At 37.1% G+C, this 22,491-nt stretch carries 21 protein-coding genes and 2 tRNA genes; 10 read left to right on the forward strand and 13 right to left on the reverse strand.

Annotated elements, in window-relative coordinates:
• Nucleotides 1–81: 81 nt before the first annotated feature.
• Both HX004_RS11800 and HX004_RS11805 read right to left on the reverse strand, forming a co-directional pair.
• Nucleotides 82–822, reverse strand: a complete 741-nt coding sequence (locus HX004_RS11800; protein ID WP_286442736.1) for an SDR family NAD(P)-dependent oxidoreductase — start codon at nucleotides 820–822, stop codon at nucleotides 82–84.
• A gap of 156 nt (nucleotides 823–978) precedes the next feature.
• Nucleotides 979–2,580: a fumarate hydratase gene (locus HX004_RS11805; protein ID WP_286442741.1), complete on the reverse strand. Its 1,602-nt coding sequence runs from the start codon at nucleotides 2,578–2,580 to the stop codon at nucleotides 979–981.
• A 269-nt stretch (nucleotides 2,581–2,849) separates the two neighbouring features.
• On the opposite strand from HX004_RS11805, the gene HX004_RS11810 reads away from it, so the two are divergent.
• Complete coding sequence (locus HX004_RS11810) at nucleotides 2,850–3,698, forward strand: alpha/beta hydrolase (RefSeq protein WP_286442742.1); 849 nt, start codon at nucleotides 2,850–2,852, stop codon at nucleotides 3,696–3,698.
• 108 nt (nucleotides 3,699–3,806) lie between these two features.
• Here HX004_RS11810 and HX004_RS11815 read toward each other — a convergent pair whose 3' ends face one another.
• The 9 genes from HX004_RS11815 to hemA form a co-directional block, all read right to left on the reverse strand.
• The gene (locus HX004_RS11815; protein ID WP_286442743.1) at nucleotides 3,807–4,220 is read right to left on the reverse strand and encodes a c-type cytochrome; all 414 of its coding nucleotides are present in this window, start codon (nucleotides 4,218–4,220) and stop codon (nucleotides 3,807–3,809) included.
• 163 nt (nucleotides 4,221–4,383) lie between these two features.
• A complete protein-coding gene (gene hemB, locus HX004_RS11820; RefSeq protein ID WP_182648537.1) occupies nucleotides 4,384–5,376 on the reverse strand; it encodes a porphobilinogen synthase in 993 nt (330 codons plus the stop codon).
• A gap of 60 nt (nucleotides 5,377–5,436) precedes the next feature.
• The gene (locus HX004_RS11825) at nucleotides 5,437–5,586 is read right to left on the reverse strand and encodes a hypothetical protein (protein WP_286442744.1); all 150 of its coding nucleotides are present in this window, start codon (nucleotides 5,584–5,586) and stop codon (nucleotides 5,437–5,439) included.
• Between the two features lie 126 nt (nucleotides 5,587–5,712).
• Nucleotides 5,713–6,624: an oxygen-dependent coproporphyrinogen oxidase gene (hemF, locus tag HX004_RS11830; protein WP_286442745.1), complete on the reverse strand. Its 912-nt coding sequence runs from the start codon at nucleotides 6,622–6,624 to the stop codon at nucleotides 5,713–5,715.
• Between the two features lie 39 nt (nucleotides 6,625–6,663).
• Complete coding sequence (locus tag HX004_RS11835; RefSeq protein WP_286442746.1) at nucleotides 6,664–7,023, reverse strand: hypothetical protein; 360 nt, start codon at nucleotides 7,021–7,023, stop codon at nucleotides 6,664–6,666.
• Between the two features lie 63 nt (nucleotides 7,024–7,086).
• Nucleotides 7,087–8,115: a uroporphyrinogen decarboxylase gene (gene hemE, locus HX004_RS11840; protein WP_286442748.1), complete on the reverse strand. Its 1,029-nt coding sequence runs from the start codon at nucleotides 8,113–8,115 to the stop codon at nucleotides 7,087–7,089.
• A 36-nt stretch (nucleotides 8,116–8,151) separates the two neighbouring features.
• Complete coding sequence (locus HX004_RS11845; protein ID WP_286442749.1) at nucleotides 8,152–8,808, reverse strand: uroporphyrinogen-III synthase; 657 nt, start codon at nucleotides 8,806–8,808, stop codon at nucleotides 8,152–8,154.
• Nucleotides 8,809–8,811: 3 nt separating this feature from the next.
• Complete coding sequence (gene hemC, locus HX004_RS11850) at nucleotides 8,812–9,744, reverse strand: hydroxymethylbilane synthase (RefSeq protein WP_286442750.1); 933 nt, start codon at nucleotides 9,742–9,744, stop codon at nucleotides 8,812–8,814.
• A complete protein-coding gene (hemA, locus tag HX004_RS11855) occupies nucleotides 9,737–10,996 on the reverse strand; it encodes a glutamyl-tRNA reductase (protein ID WP_286442752.1) in 1,260 nt (419 codons plus the stop codon). Before hemA ends, hemC begins: the two co-directional genes overlap by 8 nt.
• 227 nt (nucleotides 10,997–11,223) lie before the next feature.
• On the opposite strand from hemA, the gene HX004_RS11860 reads away from it, so the two are divergent.
• Genes HX004_RS11860 through HX004_RS11880 form a run of 5 tightly spaced genes read left to right on the forward strand, consistent with a single transcriptional unit; the run spans nucleotide 11,224 to nucleotide 15,928 of the window.
• The gene (locus HX004_RS11860; protein ID WP_286442754.1) at nucleotides 11,224–12,099 is read left to right on the forward strand and encodes an AraC family transcriptional regulator; all 876 of its coding nucleotides are present in this window, start codon (nucleotides 11,224–11,226) and stop codon (nucleotides 12,097–12,099) included.
• Nucleotides 12,099–13,118: a ferrochelatase gene (gene hemH / locus HX004_RS11865; RefSeq protein ID WP_286442755.1), complete on the forward strand. Its 1,020-nt coding sequence runs from the start codon at nucleotides 12,099–12,101 to the stop codon at nucleotides 13,116–13,118. Before HX004_RS11860 ends, hemH begins: the two co-directional genes overlap by 1 nt.
• A 4-nt stretch (nucleotides 13,119–13,122) precedes the next feature.
• Entirely contained in the window at nucleotides 13,123–13,668 is a 546-nt protein-coding gene (locus HX004_RS11870; RefSeq protein WP_286442756.1) for a CopD family protein, read from the forward strand.
• Nucleotides 13,665–15,134, forward strand: coding sequence for a sensor histidine kinase (locus HX004_RS11875; RefSeq protein WP_286442757.1), 1,470 nt, complete (start codon nucleotides 13,665–13,667; stop codon nucleotides 15,132–15,134). Before HX004_RS11870 ends, HX004_RS11875 begins: the two co-directional genes overlap by 4 nt.
• A gap of 14 nt (nucleotides 15,135–15,148) precedes the next feature.
• Nucleotides 15,149–15,928, forward strand: a complete 780-nt coding sequence (locus HX004_RS11880; RefSeq protein WP_286442758.1) for an enoyl-CoA hydratase/isomerase family protein — start codon at nucleotides 15,149–15,151, stop codon at nucleotides 15,926–15,928.
• Between the two features lie 85 nt (nucleotides 15,929–16,013).
• Here the strand turns inward: HX004_RS11880 and HX004_RS11885 are convergent.
• Both HX004_RS11885 and HX004_RS11890 read right to left on the reverse strand, forming a co-directional pair.
• Nucleotides 16,014–16,084: transfer RNA gene (locus tag HX004_RS11885), tRNA-Gln, on the reverse strand.
• A gap of 485 nt (nucleotides 16,085–16,569) precedes the next feature.
• Nucleotides 16,570–16,640: transfer RNA gene (locus HX004_RS11890), tRNA-Gln, on the reverse strand.
• Between the two features lie 177 nt (nucleotides 16,641–16,817).
• On the opposite strand from HX004_RS11890, the gene HX004_RS11895 reads away from it, so the two are divergent.
• From HX004_RS11895 to HX004_RS11910, 4 genes are all read left to right on the forward strand, one after another.
• Nucleotides 16,818–20,057, forward strand: coding sequence for a glycosyltransferase family 117 protein (locus HX004_RS11895; protein ID WP_286442759.1), 3,240 nt, complete (start codon nucleotides 16,818–16,820; stop codon nucleotides 20,055–20,057).
• Between the two features lie 143 nt (nucleotides 20,058–20,200).
• Nucleotides 20,201–21,244, forward strand: a complete 1,044-nt coding sequence (gene thiL / locus HX004_RS11900; RefSeq protein ID WP_286442760.1) for a thiamine-phosphate kinase — start codon at nucleotides 20,201–20,203, stop codon at nucleotides 21,242–21,244.
• Nucleotides 21,245–21,385: 141 nt separating this feature from the next.
• Nucleotides 21,386–21,766: a hypothetical protein gene (locus tag HX004_RS11905; protein ID WP_286442761.1), complete on the forward strand. Its 381-nt coding sequence runs from the start codon at nucleotides 21,386–21,388 to the stop codon at nucleotides 21,764–21,766.
• A 174-nt stretch (nucleotides 21,767–21,940) separates the two neighbouring features.
• Nucleotides 21,941–22,318, forward strand: coding sequence for a hypothetical protein (locus HX004_RS11910; protein WP_286442762.1), 378 nt, complete (start codon nucleotides 21,941–21,943; stop codon nucleotides 22,316–22,318).
• Nucleotides 22,319–22,491 lie beyond the last annotated feature (173 nt).

Consider the following 22,491-nt stretch of genomic DNA (forward strand, 5'->3'; position numbering starts at 1 on the left):
TTTACTGGAATAATTGACATCTCTATTTTAGATATAAAAAAAGGATGTAGCATCATGTCCTACATCCTTTTTCTAAACTTACTATTTAGCGAGGTATCCTCCTTCAATGGGATAATATCCTCCTGTTGCAAAAGAGGCTTTGTCTGAAGCTAACCAGAGAATAATCTCAGCTACTTCTTCTGGCGTACCCAAACGCTGCATCGCATGTTGAGATTCTAAGAAGTGTTTTACTTGAGGATCCATAGAGGCCAACAATGGCGTTTCAATAAAACCTGGTCCTACAGCATTCACGCGAATTCCTTGGGTTCCATACTCCCATCCTGCAGATTTCGTCAATCCCACAACCCCGTGTTTTGCCGCAACATAAGCAGGAGAATTGGCAAAACCAACTTGGCCTAAAATAGAGGCAATGTTGACAATACTTCCGCCTCCATTTTTCAACATCGCTGGAATTTGATAGCGCATCCCGTAGAATACACCATCTAAATTAATAGAGGTTACTTTTTTCCATTCCTCTATATCATATTCACCCGTTGGGGCACTCATTCCTCCAATTCCAGCATTATTCACTGCAATATCTAATGCTCCAAATTTATTTATCGTTTCTGCAACTAAGGCTTCGTTGTCTGAAGGTGAAGCGGCATTTGACTTTACAAAATGCACATCTGCTCCTAAGTCAGTGGCTAATTTTTTTCCCAATTCTTCATTCAAATCAGCTATTACGACTTTTGCGCCTTCTTTTACAAATAACTCGACAACTGCTTTTCCAATTCCTGAAGCTCCTCCTGTAACAATAGCAACTTTATTTTCTAACATTTTCATATTTTATAATTTTAGTTTCTATTAAGTTACGTATTGTCTCGGAGAATACTAGTTTCCAATGAATTAATTAACAGAGTTTTAATGTATACAGGTACAAAAAAAAACTGCCTTACCGAAGTAAGACAGCTTTTCCTCGTTATTGAGTTATCGTCTATTTTACAAATTTTGGAAGAAATCATTTCCTTTATCGTCAGTAATGATAAAGGCAGGGAAATCTTTTACCACGATTTTGCGAACCGCTTCCATTCCCAACTCTGGGAAATCAACAACCTCAACACTCAAGATATTCTCTTTCGCTAAGATGGCTGCAGGTCCACCGATTGATCCCAAATAGAATCCACCGTGTTTTTTACAAGCATCGGTTACCGCTTGAGAACGGTTTCCTTTTGCCAACATAATCATACTTCCTCCAACAGCCTGGAATGCATCTACATAAGGATCCATACGTCCTGCTGTCGTTGGCCCAAAACTTCCTGAAGGCATTCCTTCTGGAGTTTTTGCTGGTCCTGCATAATATACAGGGTGATTTTTGAAGTATTCTGGCATTGCTTCACCCTTGTCTAACATTTCTTGAATCTTCGCGTGTGCAATATCACGAGCAACAATTACCGTTCCATTTAACATCACACGTGTTTTAATTGGATGTTTGGTCAATTCTGCTAATTGCTCTTTCATTGGTCTATCTAAATCAATGATAACAGGCTCTTCTAAATGTGGAGCTACTGCAGGCAATAAACGCGCTGGATTTTCTTCTAATTGTTCGATGAACAAGCCTTCTGCTGTAATTTTTGCTTTGATATTTCGGTCTGCCGAACAAGAAACTCCTAATCCAACTGGACAAGAAGCGGCGTGACGAGGTAAGCGAATTACACGTACATCATGGGTAAAATATTTACCGCCAAATTGTGCTCCAATATGAGATTCTTGGCAGATTAATTGTAATTTTTTCTCCCATTCAATATCGCGGAACGCTTGACCTCCCATATTACCAGAAGTAGGTAAATGATCGTAATACCCTGCAGATGCTTTTTTCACTGCTGCAAGGTTCGCTTCTGCCGATGTACCACCAATCACTAATGCTAAGTGATAGGGAGGACAAGCTGACGTACCTAAATCCATGATTTTTTCTTTGATAAACTCCGTCAGGTTTTTATCGTTCAACAAGGACTTTGTCTTTTGGTATAAGAAGGTTTTATTCGCAGATCCTCCTCCTTTTGCCAAGAATAAAAATTCATATTTCTGACCTTGTGTGGCATAAATATCAATTTGAGCAGGTAGATTCGATCCTGAGTTCTTCTCTTCAAACATACTGATGGGAACAATCTGAGAGTATCTCAAATTTTTCTTTTGGTAGGTATTGAAAATTCCTTTGGATAAACTTTCAGCATCATTAGATCCTGTATATACATTTTCTCCTTTTTTTGCTACAACGATAGCCGTTCCTGTATCTTGACAAGAAGGCAATTGTCCATCAATCGCCACAACTGCATTTTGCAATAAATTATATGCCACAAAACGATCGTTATCTGTTGCTTCTGGATCGTCTAGGATTGCTTTTAAACTTTCTAAGTGAGCTGTTCTCAACATGAAAGAAACATCTGTCATCGCCGCTTCAGATAAAACTTCTAAAGCCTTTGGATCTACAACTAAGATTTCGCGATCACCTAACTTTTCAATTTTTACAAAATCAGAAGAAATTTTTTTATACTTCGTATCGTCCTTTTGAATTGGATACGGATCTTGATATATAAAGTCCATGGAATTATTCGTTTATTTTTGAAGGATAAAATTACGAAATATACCAATCAAAAAACCGTAGAACGTTTCTAAATAACCCGCATCTACTGGGCTTTCCATTAAAGATGATTTGTGTACTACAGCTATCAAAACAACTAAATAGGTCTCCGATTAAGAGCCCCACTTCCTCTCTACTCACTTGCCATTATTTCAGTACTCTCACTTTTTATGGACAAATTGTCCTTCTCCCTTACATTTTATTTACATTTGAATTTATTAATTTATAACCTATGACAGTTTTAAACAAAGTTCTATCTGCTGTTTTTTGTTTGGTTGCTTTTACAGCCTTTGGACAAAAAGAAGCACAAAAAATATCAATTGGCGAATCGATTGCGTTAGAATCAAACATCTTGAATGAGACGAGAACGATTAATATCTATTTACCTCCTTATTATCAACCGAATGACACGATTAAATACCCAGTTGTCTACATTTTAGATGGTGGAGTTGAAGAAGATTTTATTCATTTAGCGGGTATTTTCCGCGTTAATTCTCAACCCTGGATCAATCGATTCCCCGAGGCTATTGTGGTGGGAATTGAAAACGTCAACCGCAGACGAGATTTTACGTTTGCTGTACCTAACATCGACTTTTTAGACAAGCTAAAATACAGCAAAGACTTTTTTCCTCAATACGGTGGAGCAGAACCTTATGCGGCATTTTTAGAAGGAGAACTGATTCCATATATTGATCAACACTACAACACCACAAATGTACGTACTGTTGTTGGAGAATCTTTAGCGGGATTGATGTCTTCTTATTTACTAATCAAACACCCTAACTTATTTTCGAATTACATTATCGTAAGTCCGAGTTTTTGGTGGGGAGAAGAAGAATTATTGAACGAAACAAATCAGTGCTTATTGAAAAAGATAAAACAGCCCGTAAATGTTTATGTAGGTGTTCCAAGCAAAGAAGAAGACGAAATGATGTATGAAGTAGGCCATCGCTTTTATTCATACTTGAAACAAAATCCAGCAATACACGCTACTTTTGATTATATGCCTGAAGAGGTACACGCAACTGTTTTACATCAAGCGGTTCTCCATGCGATAAAAAAACAATTTCACATAAAGTAAAACGTATTCTAAACGAAAGAAAGCTTATAAAAAAAGAAAAAGCTTGAGTACCGAATCTGTACGCAAGCTTTTTTTATTTAGATGACAATAACGTATAAAAAAGGATATTTACATGCTGCGCATGTAGGCTTCCAAAGCCTCTAACTCCGCATCACTAAATTTCTTCGTAATCTCTAAGTTAGCCTGCATAATGATAAATTGTGCAGGATCCACGATAGCTTCTTCTTGTCCTTTTAAAAAGGAAATCAGGCTCACATCGTGTTTATCGTATATTTCAATAATTTCTCTTACACTCGGACCAATTACTTTTTTATCTGCTATATGGCAAGAAGCACAGGTTCCTTTTCCCTCAAAAATCTGTTTTCCCAAGGCAATTTTTTCTGCTTGGCTCATTTCAGTTGCCCCCCCTCGCTCAGATTCATATACGGGCTCGGGCATGGTTTGTTTTTCTTCTTTTTTACCGCAAGAAACTAAAAGTACTGCTGCAAAAAACGGTATCGCTTTAAGTAGATAGTTACGCATAAGTTGTTTGTTTATTTGTTGTATCAAAAATACAAAAACAATTTGGGTTCCCTCTTTCACAAATCACGCCAATTCATGTAAAAAAACGACATCTATCTTCCCTAAAACAAGTAAATCTCATTTAAAACAAATAAAAAAAGCTCAGAAAGTCTGAGCTTTTTTATTATTTATTCAGCAAGATTGCTGCTTCTTTTGCAAAATAAGTGGAGATGATACTCGCACCTGCGCGTTTGATACACGTTAGTTGCTCCATCATCACTAAATCGTGATCCAACCATCCTTTTTCAGCGGCTGCTTTTACCATGGCATATTCTCCAGATACGTGATATACCGATACGGGTACGTTCACTGCGTCTTTTACTTCACGTACAATATCTAAATAAGCAATCCCCGGTTTTACCATGACAATATCTGCTCCTTCTTCTACATCATACAACGCTTCTTTTATCGCTTCAATGCGATTGGCGTAATCCATTTGATAGGTTTTCTTGTCTTTTGGAATTTCTACATTTGCACGAGGTGCACTATCTAATGCATCTCTAAATGGTCCATAAAATGCTGAAGCATATTTAGCAGAATAGCTCATGATTCCAACATCTGTATAACCCGATTGATCTAAGGCTTCACGCATGCGCAATACACGTCCATCCATCATATCACTTGGAGCCACAAAATCAGCTCCTGCAGCGGCGTGAGATACACTCATTCTAGTTAGCGCATCTACAGTTGCATCATTGATTACCTTTCCATTTTCGATGATTCCATCATGTCCGTAAATCGAATACGGATCTAAAGCCACATCGGGCATCACAATCATCCCAGGACAAGCATCTTTAATCGCTTTAATTGCAGTTTGCATCAATCCATTGGCATTCCATGACTCAGTACCCGCATTGTCTTTTAAGTGATCACTTACTTTTACATAGATATTCACAGCGCGAATGCCCAACGCATATAATTCTTTTACCTCTTTTACCGTTAAATCCACCGATCTTCTATAGATCCCAGGCATGGATAAAATAGGTTCTTCTACATTTGTTCCCTCAGCAATAAACATGGGAAACATAAAATCTTGTGGGGTCACAATCGTCTCTCTCACTAAACTGCGAATGGACTCACTTGTTCTTAATCTTCTACCTCTTTGTAATGGAAACATAGTATTTGGTTTTTTATTGATAAGTACGGGTACAAGGTCTTGTACCCCTATAAGAATGAACTATTTTATTCCTTCTAAATTTGATTCTGTCTTTATAAAAGATGGATGTAAATCAACGGGTGTATGGTCATACACTCCTATATAATCGTTAATCAATGGGGTATGGTCATACACTCCTACGTAATCGTTAATCAATGGGGGTATGGTCATACACTCCTATATAATCGTTAATCAATGGGGGTATGGTCATACACTCCTATATAATCGTTAATCAATGGGTGTATTGCCATACACCCCTATATAATCGTTAATCAATGGGTGTATTGCCATACACCCCTACGTAATTTTCAACCAATCGATTGGTTTGGCTAATACGTCCAATAATTTTTCTTCTTGACTACCTACTTCTGGTTGGTGGTCATATACCCATTGAACATGTGGAGGTAAACTCATCAAAATGGATTCAATACGTCCATTGGTTTTCAATCCGAATAGTGTTCCTTTATCGTGAACTAAATTAAATTCCACATAACGTCCTCTTCGAATTTCTTGCCAAGTGCGTTGTTCATCGGTATAGGTTAACGTTTTACGCTTTTCAACAATGGGTACATAGGCCTCCAGGAAGCTATTTCCTACTGTAGTAACAAAATCATACCATTGTTGAGCAGATTTATCTGCTGTTTCTTCCAATCGATCGAAAAACAATCCCCCTATTCCTCGTGCTTCTTCTCGGTGTGCATTCCAGAAATATTCGTCACATTGTTTTTTATAAAGCGGATAAAATGTTGCATCGTGTTGATCACAAGCCTTTTTACACACTTGATGAAAGTGAATAGCATCTTCCTCAAATAGATAATAAGGCGTTAAATCCTGTCCTCCTCCAAACCAAGAACGCACTACTTTTCCTTCTTTATCGTACATTTCAAAGTAACGCCAATTGGCGTGAACTGTTGGCACCACCGGACTTTTAGGGTGGATGACTAAGCTCAATCCACAAGCGTAAAAATCGACATCTCCTACATTAAAATATTTTTGCATCGCAACAGGCAATGCTCCGTGTACTGCAGAAATATTTACTCCTCCTTTTTCAAATACACGTCCATTTTCAATAACACGTGTTCTTCCACCTCCACCTCCAGGGCGTTCCCATAGGTCTTGTTGGAATTTAACTGCTCCATCCACCTCTTCTAATCTCGATGTAATTTGATCTTGAAGCTGTTGTATATACTGATAAAATTTTTCTTTCATACTTCCCTTAAACAAGCGTATACGTTTAATTTCTTTCTGTTATAGTTGAGCGATTTTACCCATTATTTCAAAGGAGAAAGCTTTGCTTTCATTTTGAATAAAAGTATATAAGTTCTTCGCTTTTGCTTTGAATTGGGGCTCAGTTTTGGACCAGTTAACTAATACATCAGCAAATTGTTCCATGCGATCCCATCCAAAATTGAACTGCACTAAATGTGCATGGAGTGCTGTTGGTTCCATCGATACTAAAATCTCATACGTCAGACCCATTTTACCTAGTTCAACATCAATTTCTTCTTTTACTTGTAGATCATCAGGGACAAATCCAATTGATGAAAGTTTTACGACAATCGATTCGATTCGTCTGTCTTCTTCGCTTTTAACTCCTTTGTTTAACATAGGCCTTCTTATAAAAAAGCAAAAAAGTTTACGCTATTTCGTAAACCTTTTTGCGTTATTTTCTTATTTGTGTTCGTATTCTTTTACTGCTTCAATAAAAGCTTTGGCGTGATCAACAGGAATATGGGGTAAGATACCATGTCCTAAGTTCACGATGTATTTATCTTTTCCGAAAGCATCGATCATCTCATGCACCATTTTTTTAATGGTAGGAATTGGGGACATTAATCTACTTGGATCAAAATTTCCTTGTAGCGTAATATTCCCACCGGTAAATAAACGTGCATTTTGTGGGCTACAAGTCCAATCTACTCCTAGAGCAGACGCTTTAGACTGTGCCATTTCAGGCAATGCAAACCAGCATCCTTTACCAAATACGATAACAGGTGTAATCTCCGCTAGTGCCTCTATAATTTGATTGATATATTTCCATGAAAATTCTTGATAATCTACTGGAGAAAGCATGCCTCCCCAAGAGTCAAAAATCTGAACAGCATCTACCCCTGCTCTTACTTTTTCTTTTAAGTATAAAATCGTGGTATCCGTAATTTTTTGTAACAAGGTATGCGCTGCGACAGGATCTGAGAAACAGAATCCTTTAGCTAAATCAAAGCTTTTAGATCCTTTTCCTTCTACTGCATAACAGAAGATGGTCCAAGGAGAACCTGCGAAACCAATCAAAGGAACCTCATCGTTCAACATTTCTTTGGTGACCTTAATAGCATCCATCACATAACCCAACGTTTCTTCTATATTGGGGATGATTACTTGTTCAACATCCTTAGCAGAGCGAATTGGATTCGGTACCCAAGGTCCTACTCCTTCCTTCATTTCCACATGGATATTCATGGCTTGTGGAACAACTAAAATATCCGAAAATAGAATGGCTGCATCTGGTTTCACAATACGAATCGGTTGTACCGTAATTTCAGCTGCGATTTCTGGCATTCTACAACGGGTAAAAAAATCGTATTTATCTCGTAAAGCGCGGAATTCTGGTAAGTATCTACCTGCTTGACGCATCATCCAAACGGGTGGTCTTTCCACCGTTTCTCCTTTTAAAGCTCTTAAGAATAAATCATTTTTAATCATTTCTAAACCATTTAATTACGTCAATTTTAGCTGACACTATTTATAATATGCTAAGCACGATTGTAAGGTAGCTTCGATTGTTGGTTGACTAGCTACCACAATTTGCGTTGTAATCTCTTTGAGTGCATCTGCTGTTGTATCTCCTATACAAAAGCAAACTTCCGTTGTAATTTGATTGTTTTGTAAAAAACTCTCAATAGCCGATGGGCTGTAAAAACAAATGCCATCTATTTTTTGTTGGATTTGATGGGGTTGTTTCACCGTTTGATAGGCTTCATATTCATCAAAAACAATTTGCTGTTCGTTAAAAAACGTCGGCAATACCTCACGTCGAATATTTCCACAGCAAAAAGAAAAACTTCGATGGGCAAAATCGCGTTCAATAACCGCTGTTAATTCTTTAGCATAATGCGTCCAAGCGAGCACTTCCCATCCATGTTCCACTAAAAGCGCTTGCGTTTTCACTCCTACACAAAGGGCAGGTTTGGTCTTGAGCAATTGTGCTTTTGAGTTATTCAATACGCTTTTCACTGCATTTTGACTGGTAAATAGCACTAAATCTCTCACCCTATCAACGGTAAAATCTTGGGGAATTGTCGCAATAAAATCCTCTTCTATCCACTGTATAGCTGCCGTATCTAGAAGTTGATGCTGCGCTTCACTCAATCGACGCGTTGATAAAACCGTAGGCATTTGTTATCGTTTTAATTCCTGACGAAGTTTCTCCATCAAGGCTTGTCCGCCATTGGTCAACAATTCTTGTGCGGCAAAAAATCCCAGTTTTTTCCATTCTTGGATAGGTACTGTCTTCGTGATTTCGAATTTTTCTTTCCCATCTAAAGACAACAATACCCCTGTAAAATCAATGGTTTCTTCTTTTTGGTTATAGGTAGCGATTGCACCAATTGGCGCCGTACATCCACCCTCTAGCGTACGCAAGAACTGACGTTCAATATGCGTAGTCATTTCCGCTTCATAATCGTTCAACTGACGTAGTGCATCCAAGGCAAAAGAATCCTCTGCCATCGCTACTACCACCATAGCTCCTTGTGCAGGTGCTGGAATCATCCAATCCAAATTGACAAAACCCTTCGGTTTCTTTTTAATGCGATCTAACCCTGCAGAAGCAAAGATGGCTCCTTTCCAATCCGCATTGTCACTTAGTTTTTGCATTCTCGTATTGACATTTCCTCTTAAATCTACGAGCGTATGTTTGGGAAAGCGATTCAACCATTGGGCTTTTCGTCTTAAACTTCCCGTCGCTACTACAGCTTCTGCTTCTGGATCTAAAAAAGAAGTATCTCCTTTGTGTAGTAAAATATCAACTGTATTAGCTCTTTGTAATACTGCTGCTTGTACGATACCCTGCGGCAAAGCCGTTGGCACATCCTTCATCGAATGCACCGCAATATCAACTTGTTTGTTGATCATGGCTACATCCAAGGTTTTGGTAAAAATACCCGTAATACCCATTTCATATAAAGGCTTGTCCAATACTAAATCTCCTTCGGACTTCACCGGAACTAATTCCGTTTGATATCCCAATGCATTTAATGCCTTTTCCACTGTTGTTGCCTGCCACATAGCAAGTTCACTATCGCGTGTACCGATACGAATAATTCTATCCATTTTGTCTTGTATCTAATTGAAAAACTTTTTCTATCCATTCAATGCTGTCATCAACAACGGTTTCCTCATGTCGCAGATGATTGGCAAAGTGTGTGGTGATCTTCTGAATAATACGCATCGTTATTACTTCAGCTTGATCACTATCAAAGTTCTCATATTTTTTTCGATGGTAGTCAATTTCTCCATCTTTTATTTGTTCTAATCGCGTTTTTAAGGCATGGATCGTCGGAGCAAACTTTCTCATTTTGGTCCAAGCAACAAATTCCGACATCACTTCGTCTATAATTTCTTCTGCTTGAGGGATGAATTCTTTTCTTCTCTCGATGGTTTTATCCGTCATCTTAGATAGGTCATCCATGTGAATGAGCTCGACCATTGGATGTGAGGCAACCAAGGGGTCGACATTTTTTGGAATAGATAAATCTAATATTGTCAACGGTTTGTTCAATTGTAGTGTCGATAAATCAACCGTAGGCTGTTGAGCCCCCGTAGCTACGACCAACACATCCGATTTTGAAATTTCTTCTTCTAGATTTTCGTAATCTTTTACGTGTAGATTAAACTTCCCCGCCACTTCTAAAGCACGTTCTTTGGTTCTGTTAATTAAGACAATGTGATCGTTGTGAGTGTGTTTAACAAGATTCTCACAGGTATTACGGCCGATTTTGCCCGTTCCAAACAAAAGAATGTTTTTCGCTGATATATCGTGAACTTGATCCATAATATACTGCACTGCAGCAAAAGAAACAGAAGTAGCCCCTGAACTGAGCTCGGTTTCGTTTTTAATGCGTTTGCTTGCTTGAATCACTGCATTGACTAAACGCTCAAAGTAGTTGGTGGTCAATCCTTGTTCTTTAGCCAATACAAAACCATTGCGAATTTGACTAATAATCTCGAAATCGCCTAAGATTTGGCTATCTAATCCTGTTCCAACGCGAAATAAGTGACGAATGGCCTCATTGTTTTTACACACATAAGCCACTTGTCGGAAATCGTCAACCGTTCCATTACTATTATCACATAATAACTTGATCAATTCAAAGGGATGTTGTGCAAAACCGTAAATCTCTGTTCGATTACACGTAGAGATCACAATTAAACTTTCTATTCCTTCTTCTTTCGCTTGACGTAATAGATTTTCTTTGGCCGTATCACTCAAACTAAACTTTCCTCTCATCTCAGCGTCCGCTTTTTTATAGCTTAATCCCACTGCATAAAAAGTAGTTGATTTGACCTTATCTATTTTTTCCATATCTATTTCAATTTCAAAAGTAAGCAAATTTAGCGCTAATGATTCGATAAAAGTAACGCTAGAAGGACTATTAATAACGCTGAAAGAAAAAGAAAAACATTTGACAATATTTCATTATAATACAGTACATTTGCAGTATTAGCAAGGGTTACAAAAGACTTTATATAGAATCATTCTAAATAAAAAATACAAGATTGCGTTTCCTTGCCTTTCAAAAAAATAACGCTATGAGTCCCATAGAAGAAATCAACATAGACCCTGAATTTTCGGTTTATAAAATAGACAATACCCTTCCGCAATCCTATAGTTTCCACAAGGAGATTGGCACGGATATTATCCAATTTTACTTCTGTTTAAAAGGCAGCGGCCAGTTTATTTACAATCACGGCGCCTATACCTTAGACTTACCAGAAGAGAAATCACTTCTTTTGTATAATCCGCAAAAACAACTGCCGGTTCACTTAGAAGTAAAGAGTCAATCTGCGATTATTTGCTTGATGATTCCGATTAAAAAATTTCACTCCCTATTTTCATCCGAAGCGGAATTTATTGGTTTTCTAACCGAAGAGAATAAAGAAAAAAAGTATTATACGGAAGAAAAAATCACCCCTGCTATTGCGATAGTATTGACACAAATGCTCAATGCATCCATGCATCCTTCAGTAAAAAACCTATTCTATAAAGGAAAGACCTATGAGCTATTAAGCCTCGTATTTAATTATAACGAGGAACAAAATATAGACAACTGTCCTTTTCTATCAGATGAAGAAGATGTTTTAAAAATCAAACAAGCGAAGGATATTATTATCCAGCAAATGACAGAACCACCTACCCTGCAAGAGTTAGCCGATCACATCGGTTTAAACATCAAGAAGCTCAAAATCGGGTTCAAGCAAATTTATGGGGATTCTGTGTTCAGCTTTTTGTTTGATTACAAGATGGAATATGCGAGAAAGTTGTTAGACGAAGGGAATTACAACGTAAATGAGGTTGGATTAAAGATTGGCTATAGCTCTGCCAGCCACTTCATTTCAGCTTTTAAAAAGAAATACGGCATTACGCCAAAAAAATATTTAATGTCAATTAATTCAAACAATCAATAATGAAAGGGATACTACTTGTAAATTTAGGTTCGCCAAAATCTCCAACTGCCGAGGATGTAAAACCTTATTTGGATGAATTTTTAATGGACAAAAGAGTCATTGATATGCCTTATTTGCTAAGAGCGTTCTTAGTTAAGGGGATCATCCTCAACACAAGACCTAAAAAATCAGCAGAAGCTTATCAAAAAGTATGGTGGCCAGAAGGATCACCATTAATTGTCATTTCTCAGCGTCAGCAAAAAAAATTACAACAGAAGATTGATTTACCTATCGCACTAGCGATGCGTTATGGAGAACCTTCAATCAAAACAGGGCTACAAGAATTGAAAGACAAAGGTGTAACCGATGTTTTCATGATTCCCCTATATCCTCAATTTGCCATGGCGACGACAGAAACTATTGAGGTTTTAGCTGAAGAATTGCGCAAAAAACACTTTGCCAATATGACCATCACCAGTATGCCTGCGTTTTACAACAGACAGGAATACATTGATGCTTTGGCAACATCTATCCAGACCCATTTAGATCAAAACGAATGGGATCACATTCTATTCTCCTATCACGGTGTACCAGAACGTCACATCTATAAATCAGACACCACAAAATCGCATTGTAAAATTGATGGTTCTTGTTGTAATACGCCTTCAGTTGCCCATCAACATTGCTATAGACATCAATGTTTAGAAACAACAAAACAAGTAGTTGAAAAGCTTAACATTCCTGAAGGCAAGTATACCAACACCTTTCAATCGCGTTTAGGTCCAGATAAATGGCTTCAACCACCAACAGATAAAACCGTGAATCAATTAGCCGAAAATGGCATTAAACACTTGGCTGTGGTAACTCCAGCTTTCGTTGCAGACTGTTTAGAAACACTAGAGGAAATTGGGATGGAAGCACGGGATGAATTCTTACACCACGGAGGAACATCATTTAAGACTATTCCTTGTTTGAATGACAATGATGCTTTTATTGATGCTTTAGCCACTTGGATTACTACTTGGCAACAAACGAATTAATCCTATGGCCTATTTATATTTAAAAGCACTACACGTCATCTTTGTAGTTTGTTGGTTTGCAGGTTTATTTTATATCGTTCGCCTTTTTGTTTATTACGTAGAAGCGAACGAAAAACCGCAATTGGAACAAGACATTCTCAAGAAGCAATATCGCATCATGACGAATCGATTATGGAACATCATCACCTGGCCTGCAGCCATATTAACGCTTATTTTTGGAATTTCTATGTTTGTCGTTAATCCTTATTTACTGCAACAACCTTGGATGCATGTCAAATTGTTATTTGTGGTCTTTTTAATCGCTTATCATCTAAAATGCCATCAATTTGTCAAACAAATTAACACCAACACCCTAACCAAATCTTCCTCCTTTTTTCGCATTTGGAATGAGGGAGCAACAATTATTTTATTCTCTGTTGTTTTTTTAGTATTTTTAAAGAATGCTTTCAACTGGATATTTGGTGTAGTCGGACTATTGGGATTGGCTATATTATTAATGCTAGGTATTAAGCTTTATAAACAAATTCGCCAACGCAAAGAAAATGAATGAAAAACAAGTTTTTTGTAAAAAGTTTCTCGCTTCAAAATAGAATATTTTTTTCTTTAATTTTCCTAAGTATCATATCTTCCATATTGATATCTGCCGTTTCTGTATATCAATTTAAGGAGGAAGCGCGTACCTATCATCAATATCGATTAGAGCGAAAAGAAGGTTCAATTACGGAGAATATCAATTATATTTTGACGACTACTCCGTATGAATTAAATACAGAGAATCTTCCATTAATTTTTAAAGACAAAATACACGAGTTAGCCGCTATCCACAACACAGAATTGCACATCCACGATCTCGATGGCAAGTTGCTACTTTCTTCTAAAGGGAGTTTCTCTGTTGATGGGGTGCAGTCTAATATTCCACTCATCATTTTAAAAACCATCAAATCCTCCCCCAACAAGCGTTTTGTCGATGTAGAAGAGGTAGACAATACCAGAATACGAACAGCCTATCGCTACATCAAAGATCAAAAGTTTAAACCTCTAGGGATTATTAAAATCCCCTATGCGGAAGAAACCGAATTTTACGAGAACGAAGTGCGCAACTTCATGTATAAATTCAGTCAAGTTTACATTATCATGTTGATTATGTCTATTGCGATTTCTTACTTTTTATCCAACTATATTACGCAAAGTCTGAACAAGCTGAGTATTAAAATGACCCGTACCAAATTGGGGCAGAAAAACGAAAAGATTGAGGACATCTCTACAAGCAAAGAGATTTCCAACTTAATCAACGCCTACAACGACATGGTAGAAAAGCTAGATGAAACCTATGAGCGATTGGCGCAAAACGAACGAGAACAGGCTTGGCGAGAAATGGCCAAACAAGTGGCACATGAAATAAAAAACCCACTGACCCCAATGCGTTTGACCATTCAGAGTTTTGAACGAAAATTTGATCCAACGGACCCCGAAATCATCGCTAAGCTCAAGGATTACTCTGCTGTACTAATAGGACAAATTGATACGATGTCATCGGTTGCCACCGCTTTCTCCAGCTTTGCTTCTATGCCTGCTCAACAAAACGAAACCCTCGATGTCATTAAAACGATTCGAATTTCTCTGGATATCTTTACAGAAGATTTCATCTACTTTGAACACGGAGACGATGAAATTATCGCCATTATTGACCAAACACAACTTATCCGTATTATTACTAACTTAGTAAAAAATGCAATTCAAGCGATTCCCGATAGCAATCCTAGCCCGATTGTCATTGTAAAAGCCTACCAGGATGACAAAAACATCATCATCACTGTTACAGATAACGGATCTGGAGTTGCCATTGCGGATAAAACGAGGATATTCGAACCGAAATTTACCACCAAATCAAGTGGAATGGGACTTGGACTGGGGATTATAAAAAATATTGTAGAAAATTATCAAGGAACCATTACCTTTGAAACAGAAGCTGGTAAGGGAACAACTTTTACTGTAACTTTACCGCTGACCAAATAAAAAATTTGAGAAATATGGAATATGAAAATATTTTAATTGAAACAGATGATCATATATCGGTCATCACCATTAACAGACCAACGAAACTAAATGCATTAAACAAGCCAACAATTGAAGAGTTACACCGCGCCTTAATCCAATTAGAGGAAGATAAAGAAGTTCGCGTTGTTATTATTACAGGAAGTGGAGAAAAAGCTTTTGTTGCGGGTGCAGATATTAAAGAATTTTCAAGCTTTAACGTGAGCGAAGGTTCACAATTAGCAGCAAAAGGACAAGAACTTTTATTTGACTACGCACAAAATTATTCTAAACCTATTATTGCTGCCGTAAATGGTTTTGCACTAGGAGGAGGATTAGAATTAGCAATGGCTTGTCATTTTAGAGTCGCTTCAACAAATGCGAAAATGGGATTACCAGAAGTAACCTTAGGATTAATTCCTGGTTATGGAGGAACACAGCGTTTACCTCAATTAATAGGCAAAGGACGTGCAATGGAGCTAATCATGACAGCCGATATGATTAACGCAGAAAAGGCCTTAAACTACGGCCTAGTTAACCATGTTGTAGAACAAACCGAATTATTGACCTTTACAAAAGCAATTGCTCAAAAAATTTCGGCCAATTCATCTTCTGCCATTTCAAAAGCAATCAAATCCATCAATGCCAACTATAAAGATGGTACGAATGGATATCACGAAGAAATCAAACACTTTGGAGAATGCTTTAACACAAAAGACTTCACAGAGGGTACAACAGCTTTCTTAGAAAAGAGAAAACCAAATTTTAAAGGATAAAAAAAAGGTTGGAATGTTATTCCAACCTTTTTTGTTTACACACAAGGTCATAAAAAAAGCTCCTTGAATTTCAAGGAGCTTTTTGTTGGCCTACTAGGACTCGAACCTAGAACGACTGAACCAAAATCAGCTGTGTTACCATTACACCATAGGCCAGTACCACTTTGCTTCCAAAAGTAAATTACTTCTGTATTGCGGATGCAAAAGTAGCATTATTTCTGTAGTTACCAAAGATTTTCAAAAGAATAATATCTCAAAAAGGTCGACTCTCACTACAATCCATTAATAATCAATCGAAAGCGAAATAAATTTTAACATATTTTTTTACGAGGGTGGTGTGAGGGTGAGAGGATGAGGTGTTTGTTGTTGGTTGGTTGTTGGTTGATTGTTTGCTGATAACTGATAACCTTTAGATTTGCTTTTTCGCTTTTTTGCAAGTTGCTTTTTTGCAAGTTGCTTTTTTGCCAGATTATCGATTAAAGAAAATACATCCTTAAATCAGAAAATTAACTGATAACCCATAACTGATAACCCATAACTGATAACCCATAACTGATAACCCATAACTGATAACCCATAACTGATAACTGACACCTGATAACCCCAAAAAAAAAGCTCCTTGATTTCTCAAGGAGCTCTTGTTGGCCTACTAGGACTCGAACCTAGAACGACTGAACCAAAATCAGCTGTGTTACCATTACACCATAGGCCAATACCACTTTGCGACTCAAAAGTAGTGACTACTTCTGCATTGCGGAGGCAAAAGTAACACTTTTTTTATATTATCCAAAAACAAAACGCAAAATTATTTTTTTTTAATGTGACACGTATCTAATAAAAAAAGACTTTCTTTGTATATATTGATTAAAAATACCAAGAATATTCTTATATGTTAACATTCAACTACAAAAAGTGGAATATAATCGGTGGATGGCTATGCTTCCTCGTTGCATTAATCACTTACACTTTAACCGTAGAACCTACCGTTAGTTTCTGGGATCCAGGAGAATACATTGCTACTTCTGCAAAACTTGAGGTTGGACACCCACCAGGAGCTCCTTTTTATCAAATGCTAGGTGCTTTGTTCTCTCTCTTCGCTGCTTCTCCTCAACATATTGCTTTAGCAGTGAATATGGTAGCTGTTATTTCTAGTGCTTTTACTATTCTTTTTATGTTCTGGTCGATGACCAATATCTTGAAAAAGATGGTAACCAAAACATCAGAATGGAATACTTCTAACGCCATTGCCGTTTTAGGAAGTGCTGCCATTGGATCATTGGCCTTCAGCTTTACTGATAGTTTCTGGTTTAATGCTGTAGAATCCGAAGTATATGCTTCAGCTATGGTATTGACGGCTTTGTTACTGTATTTGGGATTAAGATGGGTTGACGATATGGATCAACCTCGTGGAAATCGTTGGTTGTTGTTGATTGGTCTTGTAGCTGGATGTTCTTTCGGGGTTCATATCATGGCTTTGTTGACCATTCCTTCTATTGGATTATTATACTTCTTCAAGAAATACGAAAAAGTAACGGTTAAGAATTTTATCATTGGAAATATAGCAGCCGTAGCTGCCCTATTCTTCTTATTTGCCTTTTTCTTTCCTAAGCTTTTGGCTTTCTTCGGGAAAACGGAAATTTTTGCAATCAATACACTTGGACTTCCCTTCAACAGTGGAACCATTCTTGCGTTTTTAATTTTAATTGGAGTTACTGTCTTTGGTTTATATTATACCCGTAAAAAAGGTTATGTAACAGCAAATACAGCCATTTTATCGTTAGTATTTGTATGTGTAGGATTAACCGCTTGGTTGATGTTGCCTATACGTGCCAATGCCAATGTAACAATTAATGAAAATACGCCTTCGGATGCGGCTGAATTATTAGCTTATTACCAACGTGAACAATATGGAGATGAAAGTATTTACTACGATTCATATTTCACCAAAGCCTACGTTGGTTTAGATAAGAATAATCCGTGGAAAGACGATAAACCCAACTACGAAAGAGATTACAAAACGGGTAAATACGTAGTGGTAAACGAATGGAAAAATGCAGGACAAAACTTTGATGAAAAACACAAAGGTTTTTTACCGCGTATGTGGAGTACAGATAAGAATCACCGCATCAACTATATGCGTTATTCTAAACCACTTAATTTCAACATTGCACAAGGATATACCAATAACGAACAATTAATATTCCTGGACCGAGGAGTCAAACAAAAACTAGCTAGTGGAGAATTTGGCGTAGAGGAATTAGACAATTTCTTTAGTCAATATGGTCAAGCACTTGATATTGAAGTGCCTAGTTTTTCTGATAATATGTCGTATATGTTTACCTACCAATTTGGGTATATGTACTGGCGATATTTGATGTGGAATTTCGTTGGACGTCAAGACGACATCCAAGGACAAGGGGATTTAGAACACGGAAACTGGTTGAGTGGAGTGAAATTCTTAGACGAAATTCGCCTAGGATCTCAAGACAATCTTCCTTCGGACGTATTAAATAACAAAGGAAGAAACACGTATTTCTTCTTGCCTTTTATTTTGGGAATTGTGGGAATTGTCTTCAATTACCGCAAAGATCCAAAGATGTTCTGGGTCTTATTGGTTCTATTTTTATTTACGAGTTTAGCCTTAAAAGTATTCTTAAACGAGCGTCCTTTTGAACCAAGAGAACGCGATTATGCCGTCGTTCCTTCGTTTTATATTTTTGCGATGTGGTTAGGATTTGGGGTATACTCTATCTATGAAGGAGTAAAGAAATACCTTTCTCCAAAACTATCTAACGTCCTTGTATTAACGGTATGTACATTAGCTGCTCCTGTACTATTAGCTCAACAAAACTGGGATGATCACGATCGTTCTAATCGTTATACGGCTTTAGCCAATGCCCGAGCCTATTTAGATTCTTGTGATCCGAATGCGATCATCTTCACTATTGGAGACAACGATACCTTCCCACTTTGGTATTTACAAGAAATTGAAGGCTATCGTACAGACGTTCGCGTCGTGTGTACAAGTTTATTAACTCAAGATTGGTACATCGATCAAATGAAAGCCAAAGCGTATGATTCTGAACCATTGCCAATCAAATTTACACATGATCAATATGTAGGAAATAAACGCGATGCCATTCTAATTGATGCAAGAACAGAACAACGTTTTGATTTATCTTTATTACTAGATGTTGTTCGCTCAGATGATCAAAGAACGAAAAAAATGACCGAAGCTGGTACAACGCTTTATTTTATTCCAACGAATAAATTTAGCATTCCAGTTGACAGTGCTATTATTGCAAAGAACAATATTGTATCTCCTTACTTAAGAGATCAGGTTGTTTCTTCTTTGGATATTGATATCACAGATCAAGCGATTTACAAACACCGTTTGATTATGCTGGACATTATTGCAAACAACAACTGGGAGCGTCCAGTTTACTTCTCTGGAGGTAGCTTTAACAATGACGACTTCGTTTGGATGAAAGACTATTTACAGTTACAAGGATTGATTTACAAATTAGTCCCAATCAAAACATCAGGTCAAAATGCTCATCCAATCGATTTGGGTATGATTGATTCAGATCGCATGTACGAGACAGTAAAAAAATGGTATTGGGGGAATATGGGTAGTGATAAAATTTACCACGATCCACAAACACGCCGAAATTCTTTGAGCTACCGCATCAACTTAAGTCGCTTGGCAGAGCAACTAATTGAAGAGGGTAAAAATGCAAAAGCAAAAGAAATTTTGGATATTGCCATGACCAATATGCCAATCGAATATTACGGTTATTACCAATTAGTGATCCCATTCGTAGAATGTTACTACAAAATTGGAGAAACGAAATTAGCACAAGAATACGCCAAACAATTAGCGCAAAAATCGAAAGAGAAATTGTTCTATTACAAAAATCTTTCGTTAGAGGATCAAAATTATTATGCGTATGAAATTCTATCCGAATTAGAAATATGGAGAAATTTAGTGGCAATTGTAGATGGAGAAGATAAACAACCTAATTATGTAAATCAATTCAAAAACGATTTCAACGAGTATTTCACTCACTTCAATTACTTATTCAAACGTTACCAAGGAGGACAGGAAGAAGGGCAACCGGAAGCTTAACTCTCCAAAAACATAGATTCAAACAAAAGCCTTTATTGTCAATCAATAGAGGCTTTTGTCTTACTAAACCTCAGCAAAAAACAAATCCTATAGGCGTGGTTGAGTTTTCTTCTTACCTTTGTCTTTCAAAAGGAATCACAATTATGATTGAAAATAAAAATCAAAGCAAAACGCAATTAGAGCAATTGGGTGAATTTGGCTTAATCAAACACTTAACCAAAGACTTCACTATTACGCAACCTTCTACAGTAAAGGGAATTGGCGATGATGGAGCCGTCTTAAACTTTACAGAGGACAAAGTTGTGGTTTCAACTGATTTACTCATCGAAGGCGTGCATTTCGATTTAGCATATGCTCCATTGAAACACTTAGGTTACAAAGCTATTGTTGTCAATCTTTCTGATATTTGCGCCATGAATGCGGTTCCCACTCAAGTTACAGTCTCTATTGCTGTTTCTAATCGCTTTCCTTTAGAAGCTTTAGAAGAACTATACGAAGGAATTGCTTTAGCTTGTAATTACTACAAAGTAGATTTAATTGGTGGTGATACGACTTCTTCTCAAAAAGGGCTCATCATTAGCGTTACTGCTTTAGGTAAAGCAAAAGAAGAAGATATCGTATACAGAAATAATGCACAAGACAATGACCTCTTAGTCCTGACGGGAGATATTGGAGGAGCTTATATGGGATTACAAGTGTTGGAACGCGAAAAACAAGTTTATCTTGTCAATCCAAATAACCAACCTGATTTATCCCTATATGACTATATCATCGAAAGACAACTAAAACCAGAAGCGCGTACCGATATCAAACAATTATTAGCTGAACTTGATGTTAAACCAACGAGTATGATTGATGTTTCAGATGGATTATCTTCTGAAATTATGCATCTATGTACCTCTTCTAAAGTAGGTTGTAATTTATTTGAAGAGAAACTTCCACTTGACCCACAATTCATCAATACTTGTGAGGAGTTCAATATTGATTCCACCACTATTGCAATTAATGGAGGAGAAGATTACGAATTATTATTCACCGTGAAGATGGAAGATTACGACAAAATCAAAGGAAATCCCAATTTAACCGTGATTGGTCATATGACACAAGAGAGCGAAGGCGTTCACCTCATCACTAGAGATAATACAAAAATTCCAATCAAAGCAAAGGGTTGGAACGCTTTACAATAAATTAAAAACTGGCAATAAGCCAGTTTTTTTTTGCTTTTCTAATCGCTATTTTTGATAACAAAATCTTCATTAAACAAAATATTAACTATTTTTTACATTAATTTAGTAAAATGTTTTAAATTTGAGCAAAAACACTAAATTATGAACACAAATTATCAAGAAGAAAACCAGGAGCAACCAATAGAACAAGTATCGACTCAACAAGAGGAGGTTGTTGCTTCATCAACAAACACAGGGTATCAAAATTTTCCACCACCTTTACAACAACCTATCGAAAAAAATAATATGGGTCTAACTGGATTCATCTTATCCATTGTGGCTATCGTTTTATGTTGGGTTCCTTTAGTTGGATGGTTGTGTTGGTTAGTAGGTTTAATCCTTTCTATTGTTGGACTGTTCCGAAGACCTAAAGGATTTGCTATCGCAGGTTTAGTTATTTCCTTATTGGGCTTCATTGTAATGTTTCTATTATTGGGAATTTTAGGCTTAGCTACAGCAGCGGCAGTTGCATCAGAAATGTAATCATACACATAAAGCAGAACCAATAGGTTCTGCTTTTTACGTTAAGAAATCATTAGATTTTTATTAGAATTGAGCCAAATCTTATTTTGAATTTAAACAAATTACTACCTTGCACCCACCTAATCGAAAAGATTACTTAATTTTGTATCATCTAATAAACTCATAACAAGCGTCGTGAAAAGAAAAATAGCTGTTTTTTTTATGCTTATGTTTCTGATTTCAACAACTGAATTTGGTCAGCTGTTGAAGTTTCCTTTGCTTGTAGAGCATTATATTGAACACAAAGGATTAAATCCGGATTTGAGTGTTTGGGGATTTTTGCAAATCCACTATGACAACAACCACAAAGAAGATGGAGATCCCACCGATGAGAAACTGCCTTTTGTTTCCCACGCTCCCATTATTCACCTTGTGGCCATAACACCTCCTACGGTATTAAAAATTGATCGCGTTAAAATTCCAACGAATAATACGCAAGTGGAAAATTTTCACGATGCTGCTTTTGAGAGTAGCTTCTTATCCTCTATTTGGCAACCGCCGAAATACTGTTAATACATCACCCTTTTCCTCGTGCTGTAAAAATAGCGCGTGGTTCTTATCGTATTTATGTATCAACTCAACAGCAGTATTCATCTAATAGTGCGCGATTCTACATTACCCCTTAGTTATTTTCTCATCAAACCTCTTGTTTATTGAGACCTAGCGCTTGTGGTTGTATTTCGTTT

It is taken from the genome of Myroides sp. 1354 (assembly GCF_030324495.1).
Taxonomy (GTDB): domain Bacteria; phylum Bacteroidota; class Bacteroidia; order Flavobacteriales; family Flavobacteriaceae; genus Flavobacterium.